The following is a 24,184-nucleotide window of genomic DNA, read 5'->3' as shown; positions in this document are numbered from 1 at the left end:
GGGCCGGCCATGTTCGTATCGATCGTCGCCTGGGATCTCAGCAGGTCCGCGGAGACCGTGGAGAGCCTGCGCGACTACCTGCGGGACTACGCCGTCGACGCCTACGCCACGCTCGAGGGGATGCGGTTGAAGGCGTGGTTCTCCAATCCCGCCCGCCAGACCTGGGGGGCGGTCTACCTCTGGGACTCCGCCGAGGCCATGGACGGGCCCGCCCGGGTGAGCCGCGTCATCGAGCTCATCGGCTATCCGCCCACGTCGGTGAGCGTCTTCCAGCTCGAAGCCATCGCGGAGGGCATCAGCGTGTACGAGAGCCTCGCAGGGCTCGGCGCCGCGCTGGAAGGAGACCAGTTGACCGCAGGCTGAGCGGGTTCGCCTGCCGTTCGTCGGCCCTGACTGCCGCCGCCAACCGGATCAGCCAGTCGAGTTCGGCGTCAGGGTCGGCCGGGCTGTTGCCGGGGATCGCCGGTCCGGGCGGGTCCGGCCGCTCGCCGAGCCTGCTGCGGCGCAGGGCGGAGGTGATCAGCGCGGCCTCGACGGCGATCGCGCGCGCGTCATCGGACAGGCCGGTGGCCCGCGCCTCTCGCGTTTCGGCGACGCGTGGGTCGAAATAGGGGAGGAGCAGCAGGCGGCCGTCCCAGATTTCCACGATCCGCCGGTACAGGGCCTGCTCCGGTTCCCGGAAATCGACGTGCCGGGTCCCCGGCGGATCGAGGGCGATGGCCGGGAATTCGTCGTACAGCACTTTCCAGAGCGGGAAGAGCTTGCGATAGGAGCGGTCGAGCGACCACCAGCGCGCGAGATGGTCCAGGCCCAGTCGCGGGCCCGTGACGGGCAGCAGGATGCCGGCCACGACGAACAGGATCGCGAGGCGGAACACATCGCCGATCAGGTTGCCGTACAGCCACGGCACGGCCCATCCGAGAAGGTGGGCGGACATGGCGGCGAACCGCAGCCCGGCGTAGGCGATGGTGCAGGCGAGACCGAGCAACAGCAGTCGCAGGCCGTTGCGGAGGGAGAAGCCTCTCGCGGCGCTCGCGCGGTAGTGCGTGGCGCGCGCGATCTCGGTGACGGTCAACGCCAGATAGGCGACATAGACGTAGGCGGCGGCCGAGATCACCGGGACCTGCACGGCCAACACCTGACTGGCCAGAGCCTCCGCGTAGTTCGACGGGGTCGTCGCGTGCAGAACGCCGATCAGTGCCAGGACGCCGGTCAGCTGCCGCAGACGTAGCCGGGCGCTCCGCATGGCCTGCTCCGCCGGATAGACCATGTGGAGGAACGCGCATTGCCCGGATGTCGCGGCGATCAAGGTCAGGCAGTTGGAAAGGGTGCCCGCGGTGTTGAGCGCCGTGTGGCCGTCGATGACCTCGTGGACGGTCTGGTCCTGCAAGCAGATCGACACCGAGAGCGCCAGCAGCGCGGCACACAGCCAACGCGTCGACCGGCAGCCGGGTTTGGCGCGGAGGTGGAACAGCTTGATGCCCACCGCGATCCAGCCGGCGACGGCCAGGCCGATCAAGATAGGCGCGCCATGGCCGGCGGCGGATATCGAAGATCGGCCGCCAAGAGATCATTCATCGGAGGGATTCTCCAGCTTCCAGAGCTGATTGACCATTTCGGTGATGGCGGCGCGGCTGCCCTGGGTCAGCTCGGCGCTGCGCAGGGCGATGTGCGTGACACCCGCCTTCCGCATGCCGGCCAGCAGCTCCAGATCCTTGTCGATCTTGGCGGTCTCCGCGTCGTCCAGGAAGTAGGCGACCGGCACCCCGAAGAACGTGGCCAGCGCCGTCAGGTGCATGATCGTGGGATTGACCCGCCGGCCCGTGCGCAACTGCCAGATGTAGGTGTGCGAGATCTGTACGTCCTGGCCCTTGCTGATGGCCTCCGCGACCGCGACGTTGCTGTATTCGGCCTCACCTTGGCGCCGGACCGTCTGGAACAACCGGTTCAGCTTGTCGGCCAGCGTCCGGGGAGTCTCATCAACGCTCATCGGAGTGCCGATCCTTAACAGCCAGAATTTAGCGACTTTGTCGTCATCCTACACAGAGGTTGACGGGCGGGTCCTGGCAAGATAGCGGCATGGAACGTGTGCTTGGAATCGGCGGATATTTCCTGCGGGCCGCCGATCCGATGGCCTTGGGCGCGTGGTATCGCGATTGTCTGGGCTTGGAGGCCGATGAGAACGGCCTGTGGCGTCAGCAGACCGGGGAAACGGTGTTCGCGACTTTCGAGTCCGAGACCGAATACTTCGGCTCCCGCGCCCAGCAGACGATGCTCAATTTCCGGGTTCGCGACCTGGACGCGATGCTCGCGCAATTGCGCGACAAGGGCGCGGACGTGGCCAAGGAGACTCAGGACATGGAGGGTGTCGGCCGGTTCGGCTGGGTCACCGATCCTGAGGGCAATCGGATCGAGCTGTGGCAGCCCAGCTGACGGCGTCTCACGCAGGGGGAATGAGCTCGTAGTTCGGGATCGTGGGTCTCACCCGCTGATACTCCTGCTCCCCCGAAGCCGCCGCGGCGGCTTCGGGGATCTCCACGCGGTCGAGGTACGGCCCCTGCAGGCAGTGGTCGCACCAGAAGTGGGCGTCACCGATGAGCAGGTGGGGGATCCGGAGCCGATACACCAGGCGCAGGCAGGCCCGTCCACAGTTCGGGCAACGCCTGGTGATCGGTCCGGGCAGCTCGTCCCGCGCCTGCTCATAAGCGCGCAGCCAGCTCTCCCATCGGAGCGCCTCGTCATGAGTGTTCGACACTGGGGCCACCTCGGTGCTCGAGCCGTTTCGCCTATGGTCCCTTACTGGTTACGTGGATGGTTGTCCCACCAGTCGTCCTCGAAGGCATAGGCCCGGTCCTCCCATGGTCGCGCCTCTTCCAGCGTCTTCGGGAAGTCGCCGCCCCCGCGTATGTCCTCCACGTGGAACCGCTCGTGGGCGAGGGTACGGGCCAGCAGTTCCTCGCTGCGGAAGGCGGCTCGCCGCAGCAGGACCGTCTGGTTGGGGAAGGTCACGCCGGCCAGCCCGTCCTTCACCTTGTCGATCTTGATATCCAGGTCGTCGATCCGGATGTCCCAGTCCTGGGCCACCCGCCGGACCGTGTCCATGTTCATCGGGAGCCTCTCGCTCCACTTCGGCCGATCGCCGGGGCGGCGGGCCAGCGTCAGGAAGTCGTCGCCGAAGCCGGCGCCTTCGCTCCCCAGGGCCGCCGCCGTCTCCTCGGAGGAGGAGCAGGCGGCGCCGGCGCCCGTCACGCCACGGCAGGGGGCCAGTTGCACCGTCGGGTCCGGCGGGACGCCGGGGCCCGGGTCGACGCGGCAGTCCTGCATCGCGTCCGCGCCGAACACCCCCGAGCACTGGCCGACGACGTGCGGGGCTGGGTCGAGGCCGCCGTTGGGCTGCCCGTCGCCGGCCCTGGCCTCGATCGGCGTGAAGGCCACGCCGACCTTGTCCAGGATCTTGTCGATGGCGTTGTCGACCCGGTGGTTGAGCCCCTTGTCGAGCGCGTCGGCGAGCGAGGTGCCCGCCGGGCCGGGCAGCCGGTCGTGGTCGATGGGGCCGGGCCTGGTCGCGCGCGTCTTCGCCGCGATGTCGGCCAGCTCCTGGGGCGTGGGCGGCGGAGGCGGCGGCGGATCCGCCTTGGGCGGGCCGTTCGTGCCCTTGCCGGGCGAGGCACCGGGATCGCCGTCGTCGCCGGGCGTGCCGTCGGACTTGCCCTTGCCGGGCGAGCCGCCGCCGTCCGGATACTGGATGTACGGCCCGCTGCCGTCCGGCCAGCCCTTCCACCAGTTGTTCTTCCACCACTTCGCCGCGTAGTAGGCCACGCCGGCGGTGACGCCGGCCGCCGCGAGGCAGTAGAGCCAGGCCGGACCGCAGAACCGTGAGCCGCGCGCGGCCGCGCCGAACTCCCCGCCACCGGTGAGGACGTAGTCGGCCGCGCTCCAGGCCGGCCTGGCGATGTCCCGATAGACGACCTTGATCGCCTGCTTGGCGGTGCCGCACACGAAGGCGGGGCAGCCGAAGTGACCGGTCGGGTCCACCTGGTTGAGCGGGTCACCGTCCGCGTAGGTGAAGCGGTTGCCCTTCATCGACGGCATCGGGTTCACGTCGAGCGTGTCCCTGCTGGGGAACGCGCCGGTTCCGGGGTCGTACCAGCGGGCGGCCATGTTGACCTTGCCGGTGGCCGGGTCGGTCCAGCCGCCCTGGTAGCCGACGTCCCGCTTGGTGCCCGAGTTCGCGACGACCTTTCCGTACGGGTCGTAGGCCGCCGAATCGGTCAGCGCACCCGCGCCGGTGAAGGTGGCGGTGAGGTCGCCGTGCCGGTCGGTGTAGGCGTACAGGCCCGCGACGGAGACGATGTCACCCGCCGGGTCCCTGCCGTAGAGCTCGGCACCCGCCGCGGCCGGGGTGTTGCCCAGGCCGGAGTAGCTGAACGTGCGGCCCGCGGCGGACGCGAGCCGGTCCAGCCCGTCATAGGCGTAGGTCGAGGCGCCGTCGGTGATCATCCGGTCGAACGCGTCGTAGCTCGTCGCGCTCGCGCTCCCGCCGTTCGGCGTCCTGGACTTCAGGGTGCCGCGCGCCGAGTAGGCGTAGCCGGCCGATCCGTCGGAGACCAGCTGGTTGCGCGCGTCGTAGACGGAGGCGGCCGCGTCGGCCTTGGTCCGGTTGCCCGCGTCGTCGTACTCGTAGGCGGCCGAGTTCCACGACGTCAGCCGGCCCGCCAGGTCGTAGCCGTAGGTGTTGGCGGCGGCGCCCGCCGTACCGGTCGTGGTCTTGGTGGTGAGCCGGTCGGCGTCGTCGTAGCCGTAGGTGATGCCGGCCAGCGCCGTGCCCGCGGTGGTCTTGAGCGTGTCGGAGGTGGGCCGGTGCAGCGCGTCGTAGTCGAAGGAGCGCTTGGCGCCGCCGTAGTCCACGCCCTTGAGCTGGTCCATCGTGTCGTAGGAGTAGATCGAGGTGCCGCCGGTGAGCGGGTCGCGGACCGTGGTGAGGCGGCTGCCCGCGTCGTAGTCGTAGGCGGCCGTGCCCGCCTTGTCGGTACGGGTCTTCATGCGGCCGTCGGCGTCATAGGTGAAGGACGCCGTGCCGGACGGCCCCGCCGTGCTGACGAGATGATCGCGATCGTCGTAGCCGAAGGTGTTACCCCCGGCCGAGGTCAGCCGGCCCACGGTGTCGTAGCCGAAGCTGTGCTCGGTCGTGGTGGTCTCGGCGCCCGCGCCGGTCTCCGCGGTGAGCCGGTTCAGCGGGTCGAAGGTGCGGGCGATGGTGACCCCGCCCGGCTTGGTGACCTGGACGGGGCGGGCGGCCGCGTCGTAGTCGGTGATCGTCTGGCGGTCGGCGAGCGTGGTGTAGGCCGTGGTCGGCGGCACGAACATCGCCACCTGGAGATTCCACGGGTTGAAGGCGTAGGAGGTCGCGTTGCCGTTGCCGTCGGTGAAGCGGGTGCGGTTGCCGACCGCGTCGTAGCCGAAGGTCGTGTTGATGGTGTGCGTCGCCGTGGTCTTCTCGTGCTGGCCGGTCAGCCGGTTCAGCGCGTCGTAGTCGTAGGTGGTGACTCCGCCGCCGGGTCTGCTGACGGTGACCGGGTTGCTCGCGTCGTCGTAGCCGATCGTCGTGGACCGCAGCTGCTTGCCCGCTGCGTCGAAATCGGCCGTCGCGGTCGCCCGGCCGGCGCCGTCGAAGGTGAGCGTGCTGCTGGTGCCGTCCGGGTTGGCGATCTTGGTCGCCCGGCCGGCGTGGTCGCGGGTGTACCAGTGGGCCTGGGCCAGCGGGTTGACGTCGACCACGACCTCGCCCGCCGCGTTGTAGCCGTACTGGCTGCGCGCGCCCGACGGTGTGGTGACGTAGGTCAGGTTCCCCGCGTCGTCGTACTCATAGGCGGTGGTGTATCCCGCCGCGGCCGGTGTGCGGTCGACGGCGGTGCCGGAGATCCGGCGACCGAGGTCGTCGTACGTCGCCCCGGTCACCCGGCCCGCCTGGTCCCGTGTCCAGAGCCATTCCCCGGCCACGTCGAAGCCCGAGCGCGACTGGTTGCCCGCCGCGTCGGTGGTAGCCACCAGGTTGCCCAGCTGGTCGTAGGTGTGGGTGTCGCCGTGGCCGAGCGCGTCCTCGACGTGCGTCACGCGGCCCAGCGCGTCGTACGTCGTGGTGGAGCCCGCCGTCACCGTGGCACCGGCGCCGAGCTGCCGGTACGAGGGCAGGGTGACGACGCGCGGCCGGCTCATGCCGTCGTAGGTGATCGTGGTCCGGTAGCCCTCGGCGTCCTCGCTCGTCACGACGTCGCCGAAGCTGTTGTAGCCGGCCCGCGTCGTCGGCCTGACGTTGTACGGCGTGCCGCCCGAGTGCTCGATGGCCACCGTCGGCGCCTTCGTCGTGGTGAGCCGGCCCGCCTCGTCATAGGTGTAGTCGGTCACCGCGCCACGGGGGTCGGTCATCGTCTTCGGCAGGCCCCGCTGGTCCCTGGTCCACGACGTCGTGAGCCATTCGTCGCCGTCCCAGACCTTCTGGGACAGGGGCCGGCCCAGCGCGTCGAGGTCGAACGCGGTCCAGGTGTAGCCGCTGTCCTGCGCCTGGACCAGGGAGACCACACCGCCGTCGGCGTCGTAGCCGTACGTGGTCCTGCGCTTGATGCCGGCGGGGTCCAGCAGCGCCTCGGTGACCCGGTTGGCGGCGTCCACGGTGTAGGCGGTCGTGCTCTTGCCGTTACCGGTGACCCGCTTGATGAGGTTGCCCGCGCTGTCGTAGGTGTTCTGCTGGAGCGGGATGTCCCGGGTGGTTCCATCGGCGTTGTGGAAGCCCTCGGCCCAGACCGATTCGAGCAGGTTGTCGTCGTAGTAGCGGTAGCGGGTGGTCCGGCCCATGGCGTCGGTGACCGTGGCCAGGCGCCCGGCCGGGTCGTAGGCGCGGGATTCGAGGACCAGTTCCTTGGGGGCGTCGTTGTCCAGCGGGTCGCCCACCCAGTTGGCCAGGCTCGTGGTCAGCGGCAGGCCGGTCGGTCCGTAGGTGTGCCGGAAGTCGGCGCCGGTGGCGTCCACGGTGCTGGTGAGGTTGCCGTAGACGTCATAGCCGTAGGTGGTGGTCTTGCCCTCGGGGTCCTTGACGGACGAGACGCGGGCGGCGGCGTCGTAGGTGTAGTCCGTGGTGCGGGTGACGTCCTTGCCGGTGGGGTCCGTCCGCTCGGCCTTGGTGACGTTGCCGTCCACGTCGTAGGTGTAGAGGACCCACGGGAGGTGCTTGACGCCGTTGATCACGTCCGTGGTCGCCGGGCCGACGGTGGCGGTGAGGTGGTTGAGGGCGTCGTAGCCCATGGAGGTGCTGACGCCGTTCGGGAACGTGTCGGAGATCTTCGTCTCGGAGATGGGGCGGCCGGCGCTGTCGTAGTCGTACTTCGTGGTGAGCCCCGCCGCGTCCACCACCTGGGCGAGGTCGCCGTTCTGGCGGTAGCTGTAGCGGGTGGTCCTGCCGCCAGGGGTGGTCGTGGAGGCGAGCAGCCCGTCCGGGACGGTGCCGCCGTCGGTGGCGGCCTCGTCGCCATCGGTGTAGGCGTACTTGGTGGTGCCGCCGTTGGTGGCTCCGGCCACGGGAGGTGTGGTGACGCTGAGCAGGTCGCCCGAGATGTCGTAGGTGTAGCTGGTGCGGTGCGCCGCGTCGTTCCCTGTGGTGGCGCGGGCGTCGTACGCGCCGGTGAGCTTGTCGTTGCGGGGGTTCAGCGGGTCGCCGGCGTCCAGGTAGTAGGTGAAGTAGGAGGTCTGGCAGGAGCGCGGTCCGCGGCAGGTCACCTTCATGACCGGGTTGCCGCGGTCGTCGTTGTACAGCTGCGTGGTGTGCCCGTCCGGGTCGCTCACCGTGGCCAGGTTGCCGTTGAGGTCGTAGCCGTAGCGCGTGGTGCCGCCCGAGGCGTCGTACAGCGAGGTCGGCCGGCCGCCGTGCTGCGGGTCGTAGCTGTAGACCATCGCCTTGCCGCGCGGGTCGGCGGCGAGCACGGTGGTGGCGGGGATGCCGAACGTGGCGACGTCCTTGTAGTGCGCCTGGATCGCGTCGGTGTGCAGACTGTTCCAGTAGATCGCCACCTCGTCGATGGTGCCGTTGAAGTGGCCCAGCGTGTCCGAGGGCTTGGCGGGCCAGTTGCCCGCGATGAAACCGGCGCCGACGTAGACATGGTTCTGCGCGATCGTGGACACCGGGCCCTTGGACCTGGTCCCGACCACCGCGCCGTCCAGCCAGAGCCACTGGGTGTCACCGGAGGCCGTCAGGACGGCGTGGTGCCAGCTCGCGTCGGTCACGGCCGCGCTCGTGGTGATCGGCGCGACCGCGGCGCCGTCCCAGAACTGGCCGCGCAGCTTGCCGTCCGTCCCGACGTACAGCGCGGGCGTGTAGTTCGCCTGCGGCCCGGCCGGGTCGGTGATGGCCTGGGCCTGGTAGGCGAGCAGGACGCCGGGCTTGGCGGTCTTGAACCACAGCTCCGCCGACAGGTCGCCGCCGCCCTTGATCTCGCCGTCGGGCAGCTCCAGATAGGAGCTGGAGCCGTTGAACCCGGCGGCCGAGTCGCCGCCGGTGGCCAGGACGATGGGTGCGCTCTGGCCCAGGGTGACGTTGTGGTAGGTCGCGCCGGTGTCGCGCCCGTCGCCGTAGGCCGCGCTGGCCGCCCGGGTGCCGGAGAACTCGGCGAGGCGGTAGTACTCGCGCGGCCGGGCGCTCAGGACCGCGTTCGGGTAGTACTCCGTGCTGGCCTGCGTCTGGGCGGGGTAGACCCGCCACTGCCCGCCGTTGGCGTCGGTCATCGAGGCGACGCGGTCGCTCTGGGTGTCGTAGGCGAGCGTGGCCTGCAACTTGCCCGACGGCAGCTTGACCGTCTCCAGCGCGCCCGTGTACTGCCCGGCCGCGTACTGGGCGGCGACGGACGTGGGGCCGAGCGGGTGGGTGTAGAAGGCGGGGTCGTCGATCTGGCCGGTGAAGTGGCCGCGCGTGTCCGTGGGCGCGGCGGGGCACCAGCCCGAGGTGTTCACGTAGCCCGCCCCGATGCTGGCGTTCGGCAGACGGGTCGCCTTGACCTGGTTGAAGCGGCTGCCCACGATCGCGCCGTCCAGGTACATGCCCTGCCAGGTTCCGCTCGCGGTCAGCACCACATGGTGCCAGGCCCCGTCGCTCACCGCCGCGGTCGACGTCATCGAGCCGCAGCTGCCGTCGTCGGCCATCTGGCCGTGCAGCTTCCCGTCGGTCCCGACGTAGAGCATCGGCAGGAAGCCCCAGGGGAGCGGGCCCCGGGAGTCCTCCAGCGTGTTCATCTGCGCGCCGTACAGCACGCCGGCCTTGGTGGTCTTGAACCACATCCCGACCGCCGCGTAGGTGGTGTCGTCGGTGATGTTGTACGGCATGCGCACGTAGGAGCTCGTGCCGTTGAACGTCGCCGAGCCGTCCGTGGTCCCGGCCGGGGCGCCCGCCGCGCCGTAGGTCAGGTTGACCGCCTGCGCGTCGTCCTGGCCGACGAACATCTGGGTCTCGTTGGTCGTGCTCTGGTGGAGCCGGTAGTACATCGCGGGGGCGGCGTCCACGACGGCCGTCCGGTGGTGGGACAGCATTTTGTAGGTGTACTTCGTACAGGCCGTCGTCGTGCCCGGCGGGCAGACCTGGGCGAGCAGGCCGTAGCCGTAGCCGTACCTCCACGCGGGCGCGCCCTGGGCGGGATCGGTGGCGACCGAGGTCACCACACCGCTGGTCCAGGTGAAGTAGAGGCCGCGGCCGCTGACCTTGTTCACGACCTTGGCCAGGGTGCCGTCGCCGTTGTAGGTGAGGAACTCACCGTGCTGGTCGTCGTCGTAGATCGCGGTCAACCGGCCGTTCGTGTCGAACACGTACGCGCCGCCGGACTTGTCACGCAGGAACCACGCCGTATCGGCCTTCACCAGGCTCACCGACCGGCCCTCGGGCGGCGCGTACGTGCCGTCGGAGTTGCGGCCGAAGCGCGCCTGCCGCCCGTCCGGGTAGGTGACCACGACGTTGCCCGTCAGGTCGCTGTCGGTGACGATCTTCATGTCGTAGGCGGTGGTCCAGCCCACGCCGAACAGCCCCGAGCGGGAGTTCAGGCTGCTGTACGAGCGGGTGATCGCCAGCGCGGGACCGGCGGTGGTCAGGCTCGCGTCCGTGGTGGTGGCCGCGTACTGGCCGGTCAGCGGGTCGATGCCCTTGACGGCGGCCGTGCCCGCGCTGTCGGAGACGTGCGAGGAGACCAGGGGCTGCGGCACGACCGTGCGGAAGGTGCTCCATCCGGTCGCCGGGCTTGAGGTCTTGCCGTCGGTGACCAGGGCCTGCCACATGTACTGCTCGCCCCATTTGAGCTTGCCCTGCGGCACCGTCCAGTTCGCGGTCTGCTCACCGGTGTTGGAGTCGCCCTTGATCAGGCCGGTCGCCGGGCACGTGCTGGGGGCGGAGACCAGGCAGATGTTGAAGATGAAGTTCAGCTCTCCGCCGGGCCACTCGTCCTGGTCATGGCCGGTGACCGTGAACTCCGGCATCAGCGTGGACTCCACGTACCCGCTGCCCGGCCACATCGAGTCGATCTGGGGTGGCACGTTGATCACGCTCAGGCTCACGCACCAGACGGGTACGCCCCAGTCGGAGAAGAACTGCCCGTTCGCCACCATGTCCCAGCAGACCTGGTACGAGCCCGGGTTGAGCGGGTCGATCGTGGCGCTCACCTTCGCCGAGCCGTTGTTGCCGATCGTGGCGGGCAGCGTGGCGGCGGCGGTGGAGCTGCCCACGAAGCTGCCGCCGAGGGTGTACACCTTGTAGCCCAGCTTCACCGAGCCGGGAGACCAGGAGTTCATCCCGTTGTTGATCACCGTGACGGGCAGCCTGCCGAAGCTGTTGGCCGTCACCGGCGGGTCGATCGTGGCACCGGAGTCGATCGCGTACAGCGCCCGCCAGGGGCTGTAGTCCACCTGCAGGTACGGCGGGTTGGCCGAGTTGGCGCTGGCGAACTCCTTGAAGCTGTCGGCGGTCAGCGCCAGGCCGTTGTTGCCCGCGCCGTTGGACCAGTCCGACAGGGCCGACAGGCCCGCGCTGTTGATCCCGATCCACGCCCAGCCGGCGCCGCCGCAGGTCACGCCGCCGCTGAAGCTGGCCGACCCCCAGGTGTCGCCGAGACTCACGCCGGGATAGGAGGAGATCGTGCCGACGTTCCAGCCGCTGGTGATCTGCTTCACCGTGACGGGGTTGGCCGCGCAGGAGTTCGACAGGGTGTTGTAGAGGAAGAGCGCGGCGCCGGTCACATAGGCGTGGGGGATCTGGGAGGCGAGGTTGAAGTTGATGTAGGCGTTGTTGCGCTTGGTGCCGTCCTGGGAGCCGACCAGGAGCTGGTCGCTGCCGGAGTGATTGGCGCCGGAGTGGTTGTCGACGTAGGTGTCGGAGGAGGCGCCGCTGGTGGTGCGTACATAGGAGGAAGGGTCGATGACCACCGGGAACGCGCGGTCCTTGGCGCGCAGCCACTTCTGGTCGGCGCTGACCCGCAGGACGTCGCCGACGAGGGTGTAGTGGACCGCGTCGGAGCGGGCGCCCTTGGCGTCGCTCATGAATCCGGCGGGGACGGTGATGCGCACCGCGCCCTGCTCGTCGACGAACTCCACGCCCTGCGGCGTGCTTCGCGGCGTCAGACCCTTGGCCTGGAAGGGGAAGTCCCAGGGGCCCGTCGCGGCCTGGCGCGAGGTCAGGACGAGCGACTCCTTGATCCCGTTCCAGGCGGCCTCGACCTGGAGGTCCGTCCCCGGCAGCACCTCACCGTACTTCGCGATATTTCCCGAAATATTGGCTTTTGTGCTTTTTGCCCCTTGGAGGGCGAAGGACAGGCTGTGCTCGTTGTCCAAGGTGAGCGACTGGAGCCTGGGGTCGGCGGCGTCGTCGGCCAGCTCGGCCGCGACGTCGTTGGCCGCCGGCCGCCAGCGTCCGTTGGCGCCGGTCAGGTTGAGGTCGATGTCGGCCCACTCACCGGTGGCCGTCCGGTATCGCACTGGCCTGGAGTACGTGCGCACGGTGTAGGTCTGATCTGGGTTCTGGAACACCTTGGACGTCGCGTCGCCCAGCTTGGGGGCCACCCGGCTCTGCTTGGCGTCGAACCCGTGCACTTCCCCGTTGCCCGGCTTGCCGGTCGCCTTGCCCACCCGCTGCGTCTTGTTCGACAGATGGGAGACCAGCTTGGGCGGCTGCTGGGCCTCCCGGGGCACGACCCCCTTGGGCAGCTTGGCGGCCTTCTTCTCCGGCAGTTCGGTCTGCGCCCGGGTCGCCTCCGCCGCCACCTGGTGCGCGCGGTTCGCCGCCGAGCCCAGACGCTGCTCGGGGAGCGTCGGCTCCTTGGCAGCCGCGTGGGCTCCCTGACCTGCCATGCTGATGACAAGGGTGGTCACTGTCAGTGCCGAGCAAAGACGAGTGGCCCAACGATTCCTCATGCCGACCTCCGGCGGCGACCGTAGTCCCCGCCTATCCGCACCACATCTGTACGGATGACCTGGTTCGAGGATGTCGGAATGCTCCGGGTTAGGTATGAGATCAACTCCGAGTCCGGTACTCTCGCCTGGTGCTGCACGGGCGCATCGCGGAGCAGGCCAGGATCACGCGACTTCTCGCTGGTGAGAGCGGCGCCCTGATGGTGCGCGGGGAAGTAGGGGCGGGCAAGAGCGTGTTGCTCGCCTTCGCGGCCGAGCTCGCGAGTGATCAAATCGTGCTGCGCGCCTCCGGCAGCCCCGAGGAGTCGCACCTCCCGTACGGCGGCCTGCACATGCTGCTGGCGACCACCCGTCCGCGCTGGAAACACCTGCCCGCCCAGCAGCGCGACGTCCTCGACCAGCTGGGCGAGCCGCAACCGCGGAGCCTTGTGCCCGATGTCGTCGACCGCCTGGGCAACCCGGAACGGCGGAGCCCTGTGCCCGACGCCGTCGACCGCCAGGGCGACCCGGAACCGTGGAGCCTTGCGCCCGGCATCCGCGCGGTAGGCGAACCCGCCTGGCCGCGCTCGCCGTACCTGCCTGTCTGGAACCTCCTGCGCCACCTGGCGGGCAAGCGGCCCGTCCTCTGCCTGATCGACGACGCGCACTGGCTGGACCGGGAGAGCCTGGCGGTCCTGTCCTTCTGCGTCCGGCGCCTCGCCGCCGCGCGCGTGGTGATCCTGGTGGCCGCCGAGGGCGAGGTGCCCGCGCTCCAGGGGATCGACGAGCTGGACCTGCCCGGTGTCGACAGGCAGGCGGCGCTGGACATCGTCGCCGAGTGCCGGCCGGGCATCGTCCCGCAGGTGCGTGAGCGGATCGTCGAGGACGCCCGCGGCAATCCGCTGGCCCTGCGCGAGCTTGCCGCGGGGATCAGCCCGGCCCAGGTCGAGGGCAGGCTGTCGCCGCTGGGCTTGCACACCGGCTGGGCCGGCCGTTCGCGACGGGCCGATCAGTTGTACGGCGCGTGCTTACGGGCCCTGCCTGACCGGACTCGCTTCCTCCTCCTGCTGGCCGCCGCCGACCCCGCGGCCTCCCTGCCCGAACTGCTCGCCGCCACCGGAGCGACACCGGCTGATCTGGAGCCCGCCGAGACGGCCGGGCTGGTGGAGGTGCGGCCGGACAAGCTCACCTCTCGCCACCTGCTGATCCTGGTCGCCGCCTATCAGTCCGCGCCGGTCTCGGCCCGCATCGCCGCGCACCGGGCCCTGGCTGAGACGGCGTCCGAGCGGCGGGTCTGGCATCTCGCCGCCGCCGTGCTGGGGCCGGACGAGCAGATCGCGCGTGAGCTGGAGGCCGTCGGGACGTCGTCGGCGCTGGAGCGCGCGGCCGAGCTGACCACCGACCCCGAGCCCCGCGCCCGGCGCTATGCCGCCGCCGCGGTCGCCGCGTGCGACGCCGGTCAGTTGCGCCGCGCGGCGGATCTGGCGACGTGCGCGACCAAGCTGAGCGCCGAACCCTCGACGCTGGCCTCGGCCGCCCGAGTGCTGGCCACCGTGGAGTCCGAGATCGGCTCCCCGACCAAGGCCGCGCGGATGCTGCTGGACGCGGCGGCCAGGATCGGCGACGACGACCACGCCATGGCCATCGTCATGATCGCCGACGCGATCCGCCTGTTCGGCTACAGCGGCGACGAGGGGCTCGCGGCCGAGATCGCCGCCGCCGTCTGGTCGGCACCGGCGACTTCACGAGCTTCCGCGCAAGCCTCGTCACCAGCTTCTTCGCAGGTCGTGCGATCAGGCGCCCAGCCCACCTGGTCCGCTCCGCTGGCCCGGTCGCTGCCCACGCTGGCGAAGATCATGGCCGGTGACCCGTTCAGCGGCTTCGCCGCCATCGGTGAGCTGGTCGAGCACACGCCCGCCCTGGCGACCCAGCAAGCCATCACCGCCACCTCGTTGGGCCTGATGGCCGCCGACGCCGGCTCGGCGTTGCGCCTGACCTCCACGCTGGTGGCCGACTGCCGCCACCAGGACCTGATGGGCCTCCTGCCGTACGCCCTGCAACTCCAGGCCCAGGCCCTCATGCTGAGCGGCCGCATCGCCGAAGCGCTCAGACTGGCCACCGAGGGGCTGAAGCTCGCCGGTGACCTCGGCCAGACTCACCGAGTCGGGCATCTGAGCGGCCTGGTCGCGCTGATCGCCGCGTTGAGCGGCGATGAGAAGCGCTGCCGGGCCTACGCCGAATCGAGCCTGGACTACTGCGCCGACCACGACGCGCCGGCCAGCGCGGCGCTGGCCACCTGGGCGCTCGGCCTGCTGGAGCTGGGGCTGGGCCGGGCGGGCGCCGCTGTGGCGCACCTTGAGCGCGTGGTCGCGGGCCCCGCGCACCACCCGGTGATCGCGGTCCACTGCGCGGCCGATCTGGTGGACGCGGCCGTACAGGCCGACCTGCCCGGCGCCACCGTCGAGCCGCTCGCCGTGCTGGAGCGGTGGGCGGGGGACACGCGCCAGCGCTGGGTGGGCGCGGTGGCGCTGCGCTGCCGGGCGCTGACCGCGCCGGACGGCGAGGCGGAACCGCTCTTCCTCGGCGCGCTCGACCTGCACGGCCCGTCCCTGACCGCCTTCCAGCGGGCCAGGACCGAGCTCGCCTACGGGCAGTGGCTCCGCCGTATCCGGCGCAGGTCCGAAGCCCGCTCTCATCTGCGGGCCGCGCGCGCCGCGTTCGAGCAGCTGGGCGCGACCCCCTGGGCGGAGCGCGCCGCGGCCGAGCTGAGCGCCTCGGGGGAGTCGAGCCCCGCGGAGCCGCTGCCGGAAGCGCTGCGCGGGCTGACGCCGCAGGAGCGGCACGTGGTGTTCCTCGCCGCGCAGGGGTCGTCCAACCGGGAGATCGCCGCCCAGCTCTTCCTCAGCCCGCGGACCGTCGGCTTCCACCTCTATCGCGCCTTTCCCAAGCTGGGCATCACCTCCAGGACCGAGCTGGCGGATCTGGTACGGCAAGCCGCCACCGGCATCGGGACGATCACGCCGGTCGCCGAGTGACGCCCCAGGGTGGACAGGCTCGTACCGAACCCTTGACTGCGCTGGTCAGATCGATTAGACCTCAGGAAACCCAGCGATCATCACGCAGTGGAGGACAGATGTCCGGCAGAGCATTGGTACGACTCGCGGCCCGCGCCGCGTTATCCGCGGTCACGACAGGCTCGCTGATCGCGATCGGTGCGCTGCCGGCCTCGGCGGCGGCCTTGGACAAGCCGCCCCGAACGACCAAGGGGCCGTGCCAGTACACCGAGACCCCCGACGACCCGGCCGTGCGTGACGTGCCGCTGCCGCCGGACCCGCGCCGCACGCCCACGCGTCCGGTCTCCGCGGTGCTCCGGACCAACCACGGCGACATCGGGCTCGCGCTCGATCCGGCCAAGGCGCCGTGCACGGTGCAGAGCTTCGTGCATCTGATCCAGCACCGGTTCTATGACGCCACGTCGTGCCACCGGCTCACCGCGTATGACCGGCTGAAGGTGTTGCAGTGCGGCGACCCCAGTTTCACCGGTGAGGGCGGGCCGGGCTACAAGTACAAGGACGAGCTGCCCACGGACCTGCCGCCGTGGCCGGGCGATTCGACCGGGGTGCGCAAGACGTACGCGCGCGGGGTGCTGGCCATGGCCAACGCCGGCCCGAACACGAACGGCAGCCAGTTCTTCCTGGTCTACGGTGATTCCGGGCTGGCGCCCAACTACACGATCTTCGGTACGGTGGACGCCGCCGGGCTCGCCGTCCTCGACCGCATCGCCGCCGGCGGCATCCAGCCGGAGCCGGACGGTCCCACACCTCCGGTGGACGGCAAGCCCGTACTCCCGGCCGACATCCGAGACGCCCGGGTGTGCCGCCGGTAGGCGGTCGCGAATTCCGGGCACCTGACCCGTCCTGATCACATATCCGCATTTTCCCCCTAAGATGCCGTCATAGATGACGAAGGGTGAAGCGTGACCGAGCCTGAGCGGCCTCCGGGGAAGATGGATCCGACCGTCCCCACGGTCGCCCGAATGTACGACTATTTCCTCGGCGGGAAGGACAACTTCCCGGCGGACCGCGAGGCGGCCGAGCGGGTCCTCGAACTGAGCCGCGCGGGCGGCGCGGACGTGCGGGAGATGGCCAGGGCGAACCGCGGTTTCCTGATCCGCGCCGTGGAGACGGTCGCCAGGGCCGGTGTTCGGCAGTTCCTCGACATCGGCACCGGCCTGCCCACGCAGGACAACGTGCACCAGGTCGCGCACCGGATCATCCCCGACGCCAAGGTCGTCTACTCGGACAACGACCCGATCGTGCTGGTCCACGCCCGCGCGCTGCTGGCCGACAACCCCGACACGGTGATCATCGACGGCGACGCGCACGACCCCAAGGGGCTGCTGGCCGCCGCCGCCCAGCACCTCGACTTCAGCCGGCCAGTGGCGGTCCTGGCCGTCGCGCTGTTCCACTTCTTCAGCGGTGACGACGAGGTGGCCGGCATCGTCCAGACCCTGCGCGAGCCGCTGGTGCCGGGGAGCCATCTGATCATCTCCCACGCGTACGTGGAGCAGGGCCAGAGCACCCTCGACCGGCGGATCGAGACCGAGGACGTCTACCGGCGGACGACCTCCGGCGCGCTGCACTGGCGGGATCGCGACATGGTGCGCGCCTATTTCGACGGGCTGGAGCTGCTCGAACCCGGCGTCGTGCCGGTACAGGACTGGCGCAACGACGACCCGTTCATCGTCCCCGGGCTGGAGAAGGGCGGCATCCTGGGCGGCGTCGGCCGGGTCCCCTGACCTAGCGGAGGGCCTTCAGCGCCGCGGCGACGTGCTTGGCCGCCTGGTCGGCGGTCCCGTAGCCGGGCCGTGGACCCAGGTAGTTGACGTATGCCAGCACGTTGGCCAGGCAGAACGACACCTGCGTGTTGTGGAAGCCCGCGGCCACATCGGGGTCGCGGCGGGTGTAGGCGGCCGTCCTGTCGCCGACGACCCGCGCCGAGCGCAGCTTGGTGCCGGGGTGGCGCGCACGCTCGTCCTTCCCCAGGGTGACCATGCCATCGAGGTTGAGCCCGCAGCTCTTGACGGTCGGGTTACGGTACGTCGTCACCATCACACTGGTGTAGCCGGTGCCGTGCCACTGGCACCGTGTGGTGCCCAGGACGTCGCGTCGCGCCGTGCCTCCGAGCAGCGTGCGCGCCTGCACGTTGGTCAGGAGCTTGCAGGCGTCGGGCAACTGGCGAAACAGCTTCACGGCGCTCTTCGTCGGGGACGGCTTCGCGGACGCAGGGGACTTCGATGACGGCTCGGCGAGCGCGTCCGGAGTCGCGGGCGGCAGATTGAGCCAGATCGCCGTGGCGGCCGTGCCGCACACCGCCAGCGCCAGCGCGCCCGCCATGACAAGGGTACGGCGGCGCTTCACAGGGGCTTCGCGGGGTGTGGGGATCGTGGACGGGGTGTCGCCTTGGGCGATGTCGTGGAGCCAGCGGGCCATCTGCTCGGCTGTACACCGCCGCTGGGGATCCTTCTCCAGCAAGGCCGCGAGCAGGGGCGCGAGCGGACCCGCCAACCTGGCGGGGGCGGGATCGCGCATCAGCACGGCGGCCATGACCGCGGCCGCGTTGGGGCCGGAGAACCCAGGGCTGCCCTCCACCGCCGTGTAGAGCGTGGCGCCGAGTGACCATAAGTCGGCGGCGGGGCCGTCGTCCTCGCCACGTAACCGTTCTGGGGCGATGTAGCCGGGCGAGCCGTTGAGCAGGCCGGTCTGGGTCAGCGCGGCGTCCCCGGCGACCGTGGCGATGCCGAAGTCGGTCAGCAGTACGCGGCCGTCGTCGGTCAGCAGCACGTTGCCGGGCTTGACGTCGCGGTGCAGCACGCCCATCGCGTGCGCGGCACCGAGCGCGTCGAGCACATGCCGGCCCACCCAGGCGGCCTGGCGCGGCGACAGCGGGCCGTCCGTACGCACGATCTGATCGAGGGAGCGGCCGTGGATCAGCTCCATCACGATCCATGGCCGCCCGCCGTCCATGACCACGTCGTGCACGGTGACGATCGAGGGGTGTGAGCGCAGCCGCGCTGCCGCCCTGGCCTCTCTCAGCGTGCGCTCGGTGAGCTCGGCTCGGGCCGCGTGGTCGAGCTCCGGCGGCAGGCGCACCTCCTTGACCGCGACCTCCTGCCGGAGCAGCTCGTCCACGGCCCGCCAGACCGTGCCCATGCCACCCTGGCCGAGCGGTGCCAGGAGTCGGTAGCGGCTCGCGACGATGGTCATCACGCAATTATACGGACGTATATTCTACAATGTTCGCCTCTTGTGTCGCCGGGACCCCTAGGGTCCCGGCCGTCCGTGCGACCCGGTCAGCTGAGGGCCTTCTCCAGCTGTGCCTTGCTCATCTTCGAGCGGCCCTTGATGTTGCGGCTCTTGGCTTCGGCGTACAGCTGATCCCTGGTACGACCGCCCGCGCCGGAATGGGAGCGCAGCCCGCCCCGGCGGCTCGACGAGATGTCCTTGGTGGATGTACGGCTCGCGGTCCGGGACTCACCGGCCCTGGCCCGCTCCTTGTTCACGGTACGGGCGGCGATTTCGGTCGCTCGCTTGTTGCTTTCCCCCCGCTTCTTGGCGCTGTCCTTGATGTGCTCGTATTGCCGTTCCCGCTTCGGGCTCGATCCGCGAGGCATTTCTCCTCCTCATGAGAACCGTCAGACCCTACGGCCCCTACCCAGACGAGAACCACGAAACAGCCGTGTCACATCGCCGGCTCTTCGTAAGGGATGCGGCTCAGGTGCAGGATCGAGCCCAGCGTCCCCCACTCGTCGCCGCCGAGCTTGGTCAGCGGGCGCAGCCGCTCGGCGTCGGGCCGGCCGTCGACGATGTAGTCCTCGTGCACCGCCGCGAGGAACACCCGTCCGAAGACCAGGGTGGAGTTGCCCATGTGCAGAGTCGTGTGCGAACGGCACTCCATGACCACGGGCGAGACCGCCACCCTGGGCGGCCGCACATGACGGCTGGGTTCGCGTTCGATTCCCGCGTAGTCGAATTCGCTGAAGGTCCGAGGGAAGTCGGTCGCGGTGGCGTTGATGAGCTGTAGCAGCGGTTCGGCGGAGAAATTGATGACGAACTCGCCGGTGTCCTCCACGTTGCGCAGGGAATCCTTGCGGCCGATCGAGGTGAACTGCACGATCGGCGGATCGGTGCTGGCGATGCTGAAGAACGAGTGCGGGGCGAGGTTCTCGACGGTTCCGTCCGGCGTGACGGTGGAGACCCACGCGATCGGGCGCGGGACGACGACCGAGGTCAGGAACCTGTAGAAAGCCGGCCCGCCCATTTCCGCAGGATCGAAGTCGACGCGCATGACGATCAATATTCGTCGTATGCGCCCTGTTCGCCAATCGCCACGCGGGCGGCGGACTTGAAGTTACCCCGCCAAAACCCGTTCCCAGTCCACCGTTTTGGCCCAGTCGGCGTAACTGTGCCAGCGCACGGCCGGGAACCTGACGCGTAGCGCCTCGATGTCGATGAAGTCGGTGTTGTTCTCGAAGCTCTCGAACATGGTGGCCACCTCGTCCCCGGCCCATTGGCGCACCATGTCCAGAGGCAGCTGCTGGTAGGGGATGTCCCGGCCGAGGACCTCGCTCAAGATCGGGCGGCCTCCTCCCCGGTCACGCGGTCGGACGCGAGGTCGACGCGCTCGCCGACGAGTTCGGCGGGGTGCTCGATGGCGTACACGGCCATGCCCGCGATGTCGAGGACGGTCACCTGGGCCACTTCCGCGTCCATGCCGCCCTCGCCGAACGGCACCGACAGGCCGAAGACGGCGTCCGTCCCCGTGCAGGCCCGCTCGAGCGCGCCGGGGTCGCCGAGGTCGCCGGGGGCGTTGATCGCAGGACACGGGGGCGCGCCTGAAGCTCGCGCGAAAGCCGCGCCCCTAGAGGTCCTACGGCGTGACGACCACCTTGCCGCGCACGTGTCCCGACTCGACCGCCTCGCAGGCCGCCGCCGTCCGCTCCAGCGGGTACGTCGCCTGCACCGACACCCTGATACCCAGCTCAAGCAACTCGGCCAGGCGCTCGGCCGAACGGGAGGTGCCCAACCGGCGGACGCCGCGCTCGTTGGCGAGCGGGGAGAAGGCGATCGTGCCCACCCGGTCGGGGTCCTTGACCAGCTCGGCGGAGGCGTCCAGCGAGTCGGGCGTGGCCACGCAGTCCAGCGCGGCGTCCACCCGGCCGCCCAGCTCGCGCACCCGCTCGGCCAGCCCCGGCCCGTAGGTCACCGGCTCGGCCCCGAGCGTGCGCAGGAAGTCGTGGTTGCCGGCGCCGGCCGTACCGATGACCCTGGCGCCCCACGCGATGGCGATCTGCGCCGCCAGGTGGCCGACGCCCCCGGCGGCGGCGTGGATGAGGACCGTGTCACCCGCGCCCACGCCCAGCTCGCGCAGCGCGGTGTGGGCGGTCTGCCCGGAGGCCGACAGAGCGCCCGCCTCCTCCCACGGCAGCCACTCGGGCCTGCGGACGAGCTGCTCGGTGTCGGCCACGGCGTGTTCGGCGAACGCCGCGAGCGTGACGGGCCCGAGCAGTTCGTCGCCCACGGCGAAGTCCGTGACGCCGGGTCCGACCGCGTCCACGATCCCGGCCGCCTCGTTGCCCAGGCGCTGGGGGAAGGTGGCGGGCGCGTACCGCGCCGCGGAGCCGTCGCGGAAGAGATTGTCGAACGGCTGGACGCCGGCCGCCCGTACGCGCAGCCGCACCTGGCCCGGTCCCGGGACGGGCGGTTCGGTGTTCACGAGTTCCAGGACGTCGGTGCCGCCGTAGGTGTTGAAGACGATGGCCTTGCTCATCGGGTGATCCCTTCGGTCGCGCGGGCCCGCGGGCCCGTCGTGGGGTGCAAGGGCAGCTCCTTGATCAGGAGCGCCATCAGGAAGCCCGCCGCCGCGAGGATCGCGACCAGCAGGAAGACAGGGCGTACAGCTGCCGCGAAGGAGCCGGCGAAGGAGGCGGTCATGGCGGAGGAGTCGCCGATCTCGCCGGTACGGCCGAACACCACCGCGACGCAGCCCGCGATCCCGGCGGTGCCGCCGAGCTGGCGGGTGAAGGTGGCCGCGGAGGTGGCCACGCCCATGTCCCGCACCGGGGCCGCGGCCTGTACGGCGAGCGTCAGCGGCTGCATGGACGAGCCGAGTCCGAGACCGAGCACGGCGGCCAGGCCCATCACCGCGATCAGCGGCACGTCGGTGTCGAGCAGCGGTGACAGAGCCAGGGCCGCCACGGCGACCAGCGCCAGACCGGTCACGAAGAAGGCCTTGTAGCGACCGCTGCGCGCGATCACCCGGCCGGACAGCGCCGAGGCCAGCACCAGCCCGGCCATCAGCGGCAGCATCATCAGGCCCGAGCGCGTCGGGGAGGCGCCGCGGACGATCTGGTAGTACAGCGGCAGGGTCATCATGGTGCCCAGCATCGCGGCGCCGAGCGCCGCACCGGCCAGAGCGGAGAGGCTGAACGGGGCGGCTCGGAACAGCCGCAGCGGGATCAGGGCTTCCTCTCCCATCCGCCGCTCGATCAGCAGCCAGGCCCCCAATCCCGTCAGGCCCAGCGCGTAACAGGTCAGCGCGGCCGGCGAGCCGTACCCCCAGGTCCTGCCCTGCTCGGCCGCCAGCAACAGCGGGCCGCAAGCACGCTCGACAGGCCGAAGACGGCGACGAACCAGCCCTGGTAGCGGGCCCGCTCGCGGGGCGGCAGCAGGTCGGCCAAGATCGCGAAGGCCAGTGACATCAGCCCGCCCGCGCCCAGCCCCTGCACCGCGCGGAAGGCGGCGAGCGCGCCCATCGACGTGGCCGTCGCGCACAGGAGCGAACCGGCGACGAAGACGGCCACGGCGGTGAGGTAGAGGGGCTTGCGTCCGTACAGGTCGGACAGCTTCCCGTACAGCGGCATCGTGACCGTGGAGGCGATCAGGTACGCGGTCGTGACCCACGCCTGATGGCTGAGGCCGTGCAGGTCGTCGGCGATCGTCCGCATGGACGTCGAGACGATCGTCTGGTCGAGCGCGGACAGGAACATGCCCGCCATGAGCCCGCCGATGACCGCCGAGATCGGGCGTCGTGTCATGAGCCAAAGACTCACTCATTCAGATGAATTTTGTCAACTGAATGATTGAATCGCTAGGATGGCGGCCATGACAACGCGGCGACGTGCGGTGACCGAGGACGAGCGGGGGACCGCCGCGGAGCGGACCCGGGAGCGGATCCTGCGGGCGGCGCTGGAGGAGTTCGGGGCCAAGGGCTACTCCGGAGCCCGCACGGCGGCCATCGCGGCCAGGGCCGGGGTCAATCAGCAGCTCATCAGCTACCACTTCGGCGGCAAGCAGGGACTGCTGACGGAGCTGCGCAGGCGGTGGACCGAGACCGGGGCCGGGCTGCCGCCGCCGGAGTCCTCCTTCGCCGACTCCTTCGCCGCCGTCCTCGACGCCACGCTCGAACGGCCCCAATGGGCGCGCATGGTGCTCTGGCAGGCACTCGGCGACGATCCCGGCGAGGGCGGCGGCATGTCCAATGCCCAGCGCGAGCAGCTGCGCGACGGCATCGAGCGGCTGCGCCGGCGGCAGCGCGACGGGGAGATCAGCGACGCGCCGTCACCGGAGTTCGTGATGCTGCTCGCTTACGCGCTGACCTTCGCACCCCTCGCGCTGCCCGACCACGTCAAGGCGATCCTCGGCGTGGACCCGCTGTCGGAGGACTACCGCCGCATCGCGCACGACCAGCTCATGACCCTGTTGCGCGGCCCCGCGCCGGATGATCCCTGCCGGTAGCCGAGCTGGATTTCACTGTGGGTCGGCCGGGGCGAGCCGAGGGCCGCGGCTACGGGCCTCGGCGACCCGTTTGATACCGGCGGCCCACCCGTCCAGCGCGGCCTGGAGCTTGCGGCCGTTCATGAACAGCCCCAGCAGCGGCCCGGCCATGGATTCGGCGACCATCAGTTCGGTGGAGCCGTCCTCGAGCGGGGTCAACACGTGCCGGTGCACGGCCTTGGCGCCGAAGGACAGCCCGGTCCAGGTCAGCTGCCGGCCGGGGACGACCACCGCGAACCTGGAGGCGATGGCCGCCTTGCCGTTGCGCCAGGCGAAGGCCGCGTCCACGGCGACCCCGGCCGTCAGGCGTACGTCGCCGATGGCCGGATCGATCCGCGACCAGCCCTCCGGGTCGGCCAGCACGCTCCACACGACCTCTGGGCCCGTGTCGACGATGACCCGGGTGACCGCCCGGACGGGGGCGGTGGCATCGATGCGGTCATTCTTGGCGTACTGCTCATGCAGGACCTCCAGCGGAGGACCGGAATAGAACAAAGATCTCAGCACTGGGACTCCCGGAAGGAACGGTTATTGGGCAGGTGCTCTGTGCCGCAGGTGCGGCCGCGCCTCGGCCCAGATCGCCGCGGGCTCGAAGCCGGCGGCGTTCCAGGTGGTGGACGTCAGCCGCCCCCGCCCGCGGTAGCGCCGCACGATCGTGACGTGCTCCGGCCACCCCACGAACCGTCGTAGGGCCTGCTCGTCCTGCCAGATCGACACCGAGCCGCACCTGAGCTCCAGCGGTCGCGTCCACAGCCACATCCCGACCGCACCCTCCAGCTGGGGCCAAACTCGGCGCAGCGCGATCCCGGCCCGGTAGATACCGGGCAGGTCGCGTGCACTGTCGGCCTGGTACGCGGTCACCGCGACCAGCACGGGCCCGGCGAAGTCCACGGCCGGCCCCGAGGTCCAACGGCTTCTCAGCATGCTGATGACACCTCCTTTTT

Annotated in this window: 20 protein-coding genes; 6 read left to right on the top strand and 14 right to left on the bottom strand. The window is 70.5% G+C overall.

Annotation, left to right across the window (positions count from 1 at the left end):
* The first annotated feature begins 9 nt into the window (after positions 1 to 9).
* Positions 10 to 363, top strand: coding sequence for a hypothetical protein (locus ACGFJ2_RS16790; RefSeq protein ID WP_393468964.1), 354 nt, complete (start codon positions 10 to 12; stop codon positions 361 to 363).
* Here ACGFJ2_RS16790 and ACGFJ2_RS16785 read toward each other — a convergent pair.
* Both ACGFJ2_RS16785 and ACGFJ2_RS16780 read right to left on the bottom strand, forming a co-directional pair.
* A complete protein-coding gene (locus ACGFJ2_RS16785) occupies positions 296 to 1,519 on the bottom strand; it encodes an MAB_1171c family putative transporter (protein ID WP_393468961.1) in 1,224 nt (407 codons plus the stop codon). The genes ACGFJ2_RS16790 and ACGFJ2_RS16785 overlap by 68 nt on opposite strands.
* 51 nt (positions 1,520 to 1,570) lie before the next feature.
* Positions 1,571 to 1,990: a helix-turn-helix domain-containing protein gene (locus tag ACGFJ2_RS16780; protein ID WP_357952472.1), complete on the bottom strand. Its 420-nt coding sequence runs from the start codon at positions 1,988 to 1,990 to the stop codon at positions 1,571 to 1,573.
* Between the two features lie 89 nt (positions 1,991 to 2,079).
* Here ACGFJ2_RS16780 and ACGFJ2_RS16775 point away from each other — a divergent pair, with 89 nt between their 5' ends.
* A complete protein-coding gene (locus ACGFJ2_RS16775) occupies positions 2,080 to 2,433 on the top strand; it encodes a VOC family protein (protein WP_357952473.1) in 354 nt (117 codons plus the stop codon).
* Positions 2,434 to 2,440: 7 nt separating this feature from the next.
* On the opposite strand, the gene ACGFJ2_RS16770 is transcribed toward ACGFJ2_RS16775, so the two are convergent.
* Together ACGFJ2_RS16770 and ACGFJ2_RS16765 are read right to left on the bottom strand one after the other, a co-directional pair.
* The gene (locus ACGFJ2_RS16770; RefSeq protein WP_358173364.1) at positions 2,441 to 2,755 is read right to left on the bottom strand and encodes a hypothetical protein; all 315 of its coding nucleotides are present in this window, start codon (positions 2,753 to 2,755) and stop codon (positions 2,441 to 2,443) included.
* A gap of 41 nt (positions 2,756 to 2,796) precedes the next feature.
* A complete protein-coding gene (locus ACGFJ2_RS16765) occupies positions 2,797 to 12,366 on the bottom strand; it encodes a LamG-like jellyroll fold domain-containing protein (RefSeq protein WP_393468956.1) in 9,570 nt (3,189 codons plus the stop codon).
* Positions 12,367 to 12,557: 191 nt separating this feature from the next.
* Between ACGFJ2_RS16765 and ACGFJ2_RS16760 the strand changes: the two genes are divergently transcribed.
* The 3 genes from ACGFJ2_RS16760 to ACGFJ2_RS16750 all read left to right on the top strand — a co-directional run bounded on the left by ACGFJ2_RS16760 (position 12,558) and on the right by ACGFJ2_RS16750 (position 17,203).
* Positions 12,558 to 15,440, top strand: a complete 2,883-nt coding sequence (locus tag ACGFJ2_RS16760) for a LuxR C-terminal-related transcriptional regulator (RefSeq protein WP_393468953.1) — start codon at positions 12,558 to 12,560, stop codon at positions 15,438 to 15,440.
* Between the two features lie 98 nt (positions 15,441 to 15,538).
* Complete coding sequence (locus ACGFJ2_RS16755; RefSeq protein WP_357952477.1) at positions 15,539 to 16,291, top strand: peptidylprolyl isomerase; 753 nt, start codon at positions 15,539 to 15,541, stop codon at positions 16,289 to 16,291.
* A gap of 90 nt (positions 16,292 to 16,381) precedes the next feature.
* Positions 16,382 to 17,203 carry an SAM-dependent methyltransferase gene (locus ACGFJ2_RS16750; RefSeq protein WP_393468949.1) on the top strand — a complete coding sequence of 274 codons (822 nt, stop codon included), beginning with the start codon at positions 16,382 to 16,384 and terminating at the stop codon, positions 17,201 to 17,203.
* A gap of 1 nt (position 17,204) precedes the next feature.
* On the opposite strand, the gene ACGFJ2_RS16745 is transcribed toward ACGFJ2_RS16750, so the two are convergent.
* The 8 genes from ACGFJ2_RS16745 to ACGFJ2_RS16710 form a co-directional block, all read right to left on the bottom strand.
* Complete coding sequence (locus tag ACGFJ2_RS16745; protein WP_357952478.1) at positions 17,205 to 18,671, bottom strand: protein kinase; 1,467 nt, start codon at positions 18,669 to 18,671, stop codon at positions 17,205 to 17,207.
* Between the two features lie 86 nt (positions 18,672 to 18,757).
* The gene (locus ACGFJ2_RS16740; protein WP_357952479.1) at positions 18,758 to 19,078 is read right to left on the bottom strand and encodes a plasmid stabilization protein; all 321 of its coding nucleotides are present in this window, start codon (positions 19,076 to 19,078) and stop codon (positions 18,758 to 18,760) included.
* A 68-nt stretch (positions 19,079 to 19,146) separates the two neighbouring features.
* The gene (locus ACGFJ2_RS16735; protein ID WP_357952480.1) at positions 19,147 to 19,752 is read right to left on the bottom strand and encodes a flavin reductase family protein; all 606 of its coding nucleotides are present in this window, start codon (positions 19,750 to 19,752) and stop codon (positions 19,147 to 19,149) included.
* A 63-nt stretch (positions 19,753 to 19,815) separates the two neighbouring features.
* Positions 19,816 to 20,037, bottom strand: a complete 222-nt coding sequence (locus ACGFJ2_RS16730; RefSeq protein WP_357952481.1) for a hypothetical protein — start codon at positions 20,035 to 20,037, stop codon at positions 19,816 to 19,818.
* Positions 20,034 to 20,177 carry a hypothetical protein gene (locus ACGFJ2_RS16725; RefSeq protein ID WP_357952482.1) on the bottom strand — a complete coding sequence of 48 codons (144 nt, stop codon included), beginning with the start codon at positions 20,175 to 20,177 and terminating at the stop codon, positions 20,034 to 20,036. Before ACGFJ2_RS16725 ends, ACGFJ2_RS16730 begins: the two co-directional genes overlap by 4 nt.
* A 157-nt stretch (positions 20,178 to 20,334) precedes the next feature.
* Entirely contained in the window at positions 20,335 to 21,234 is a 900-nt protein-coding gene (locus ACGFJ2_RS16720; protein WP_357952483.1) for an NADP-dependent oxidoreductase, read from the bottom strand.
* Positions 21,231 to 22,052 carry an MFS transporter gene (locus ACGFJ2_RS16715; RefSeq protein ID WP_393468943.1) on the bottom strand — a complete coding sequence of 274 codons (822 nt, stop codon included), beginning with the start codon at positions 22,050 to 22,052 and terminating at the stop codon, positions 21,231 to 21,233. The genes ACGFJ2_RS16720 and ACGFJ2_RS16715 overlap by 4 nt, the downstream gene beginning before the upstream one ends.
* Positions 21,998 to 22,501: an MFS transporter gene (locus tag ACGFJ2_RS16710; protein WP_358173340.1), complete on the bottom strand. Its 504-nt coding sequence runs from the start codon at positions 22,499 to 22,501 to the stop codon at positions 21,998 to 22,000. The genes ACGFJ2_RS16715 and ACGFJ2_RS16710 overlap by 55 nt, the downstream gene beginning before the upstream one ends.
* Positions 22,502 to 22,568: 67 nt before the next feature.
* Here ACGFJ2_RS16710 and ACGFJ2_RS16705 point away from each other — a divergent pair, with 67 nt between their 5' ends.
* A complete protein-coding gene (locus ACGFJ2_RS16705) occupies positions 22,569 to 23,201 on the top strand; it encodes a TetR family transcriptional regulator (RefSeq protein WP_358173337.1) in 633 nt (210 codons plus the stop codon).
* Between the two features lie 12 nt (positions 23,202 to 23,213).
* Here the strand turns inward: ACGFJ2_RS16705 and ACGFJ2_RS16700 are convergent, their stop codons facing one another.
* Together ACGFJ2_RS16700 and ACGFJ2_RS16695 are read right to left on the bottom strand one after the other, a co-directional pair.
* The gene (locus ACGFJ2_RS16700; protein ID WP_357952487.1) at positions 23,214 to 23,747 is read right to left on the bottom strand and encodes an SRPBCC family protein; all 534 of its coding nucleotides are present in this window, start codon (positions 23,745 to 23,747) and stop codon (positions 23,214 to 23,216) included.
* A gap of 21 nt (positions 23,748 to 23,768) precedes the next feature.
* A complete protein-coding gene (locus tag ACGFJ2_RS16695) occupies positions 23,769 to 24,164 on the bottom strand; it encodes a hypothetical protein (RefSeq protein WP_357952488.1) in 396 nt (131 codons plus the stop codon).
* Positions 24,165 to 24,184 lie beyond the last annotated feature (20 nt).

The organism is Nonomuraea sp. NPDC049028 (assembly GCF_043197735.1).
Classification (GTDB): Bacteria; Actinomycetota; Actinomycetes; order Streptosporangiales; family Streptosporangiaceae; genus Nonomuraea.
The sequence above is the reverse complement of the archived record's forward strand: the minus strand, read 5'-3'. Positions and strand labels throughout refer to the sequence as shown.

Excerpts from the sequence above, each read along its gene's own strand:
- ACGFJ2_RS16705 (WP_358173337.1), top strand. The coding sequence starts at position 22,569 with ATGACAACGCGGCGACGTGCGGTGACCGAGGACGAGCGGGGGACCGCC.
- ACGFJ2_RS16740 (WP_357952479.1), bottom strand. The coding sequence starts at position 19,078 with ATGCCTCGCGGATCGAGCCCGAAGCGGGAACGGCAATACGAGCACATC.
- ACGFJ2_RS16735 (WP_357952480.1), bottom strand. The coding sequence starts at position 19,752 with ATGCGCGTCGACTTCGATCCTGCGGAAATGGGCGGGCCGGCTTTCTAC.
- ACGFJ2_RS16765 (WP_393468956.1), bottom strand. The coding sequence starts at position 12,366 with ATGGCAGGTCAGGGAGCCCACGCGGCTGCCAAGGAGCCGACGCTCCCC.
- ACGFJ2_RS16725 (WP_357952482.1), bottom strand. The coding sequence starts at position 20,177 with ATGGACGCGGAAGTGGCCCAGGTGACCGTCCTCGACATCGCGGGCATG.
- ACGFJ2_RS16780 (WP_357952472.1), bottom strand. The coding sequence starts at position 1,990 with ATGAGCGTTGATGAGACTCCCCGGACGCTGGCCGACAAGCTGAACCGG.
- ACGFJ2_RS16710 (WP_358173340.1), bottom strand. The coding sequence starts at position 22,501 with ATGACACGACGCCCGATCTCGGCGGTCATCGGCGGGCTCATGGCGGGC.
- ACGFJ2_RS16775 (WP_357952473.1), top strand. The coding sequence starts at position 2,080 with ATGGAACGTGTGCTTGGAATCGGCGGATATTTCCTGCGGGCCGCCGAT.
- ACGFJ2_RS16755 (WP_357952477.1), top strand. The coding sequence starts at position 15,539 with ATGTCCGGCAGAGCATTGGTACGACTCGCGGCCCGCGCCGCGTTATCC.
- ACGFJ2_RS16720 (WP_357952483.1), bottom strand. The coding sequence starts at position 21,234 with ATGAGCAAGGCCATCGTCTTCAACACCTACGGCGGCACCGACGTCCTG.
- ACGFJ2_RS16745 (WP_357952478.1), bottom strand. The coding sequence starts at position 18,671 with ATGACCATCGTCGCGAGCCGCTACCGACTCCTGGCACCGCTCGGCCAG.
- ACGFJ2_RS16695 (WP_357952488.1), bottom strand. The coding sequence starts at position 24,164 with ATGCTGAGAAGCCGTTGGACCTCGGGGCCGGCCGTGGACTTCGCCGGG.
- ACGFJ2_RS16790 (WP_393468964.1), top strand. The coding sequence starts at position 10 with ATGTTCGTATCGATCGTCGCCTGGGATCTCAGCAGGTCCGCGGAGACC.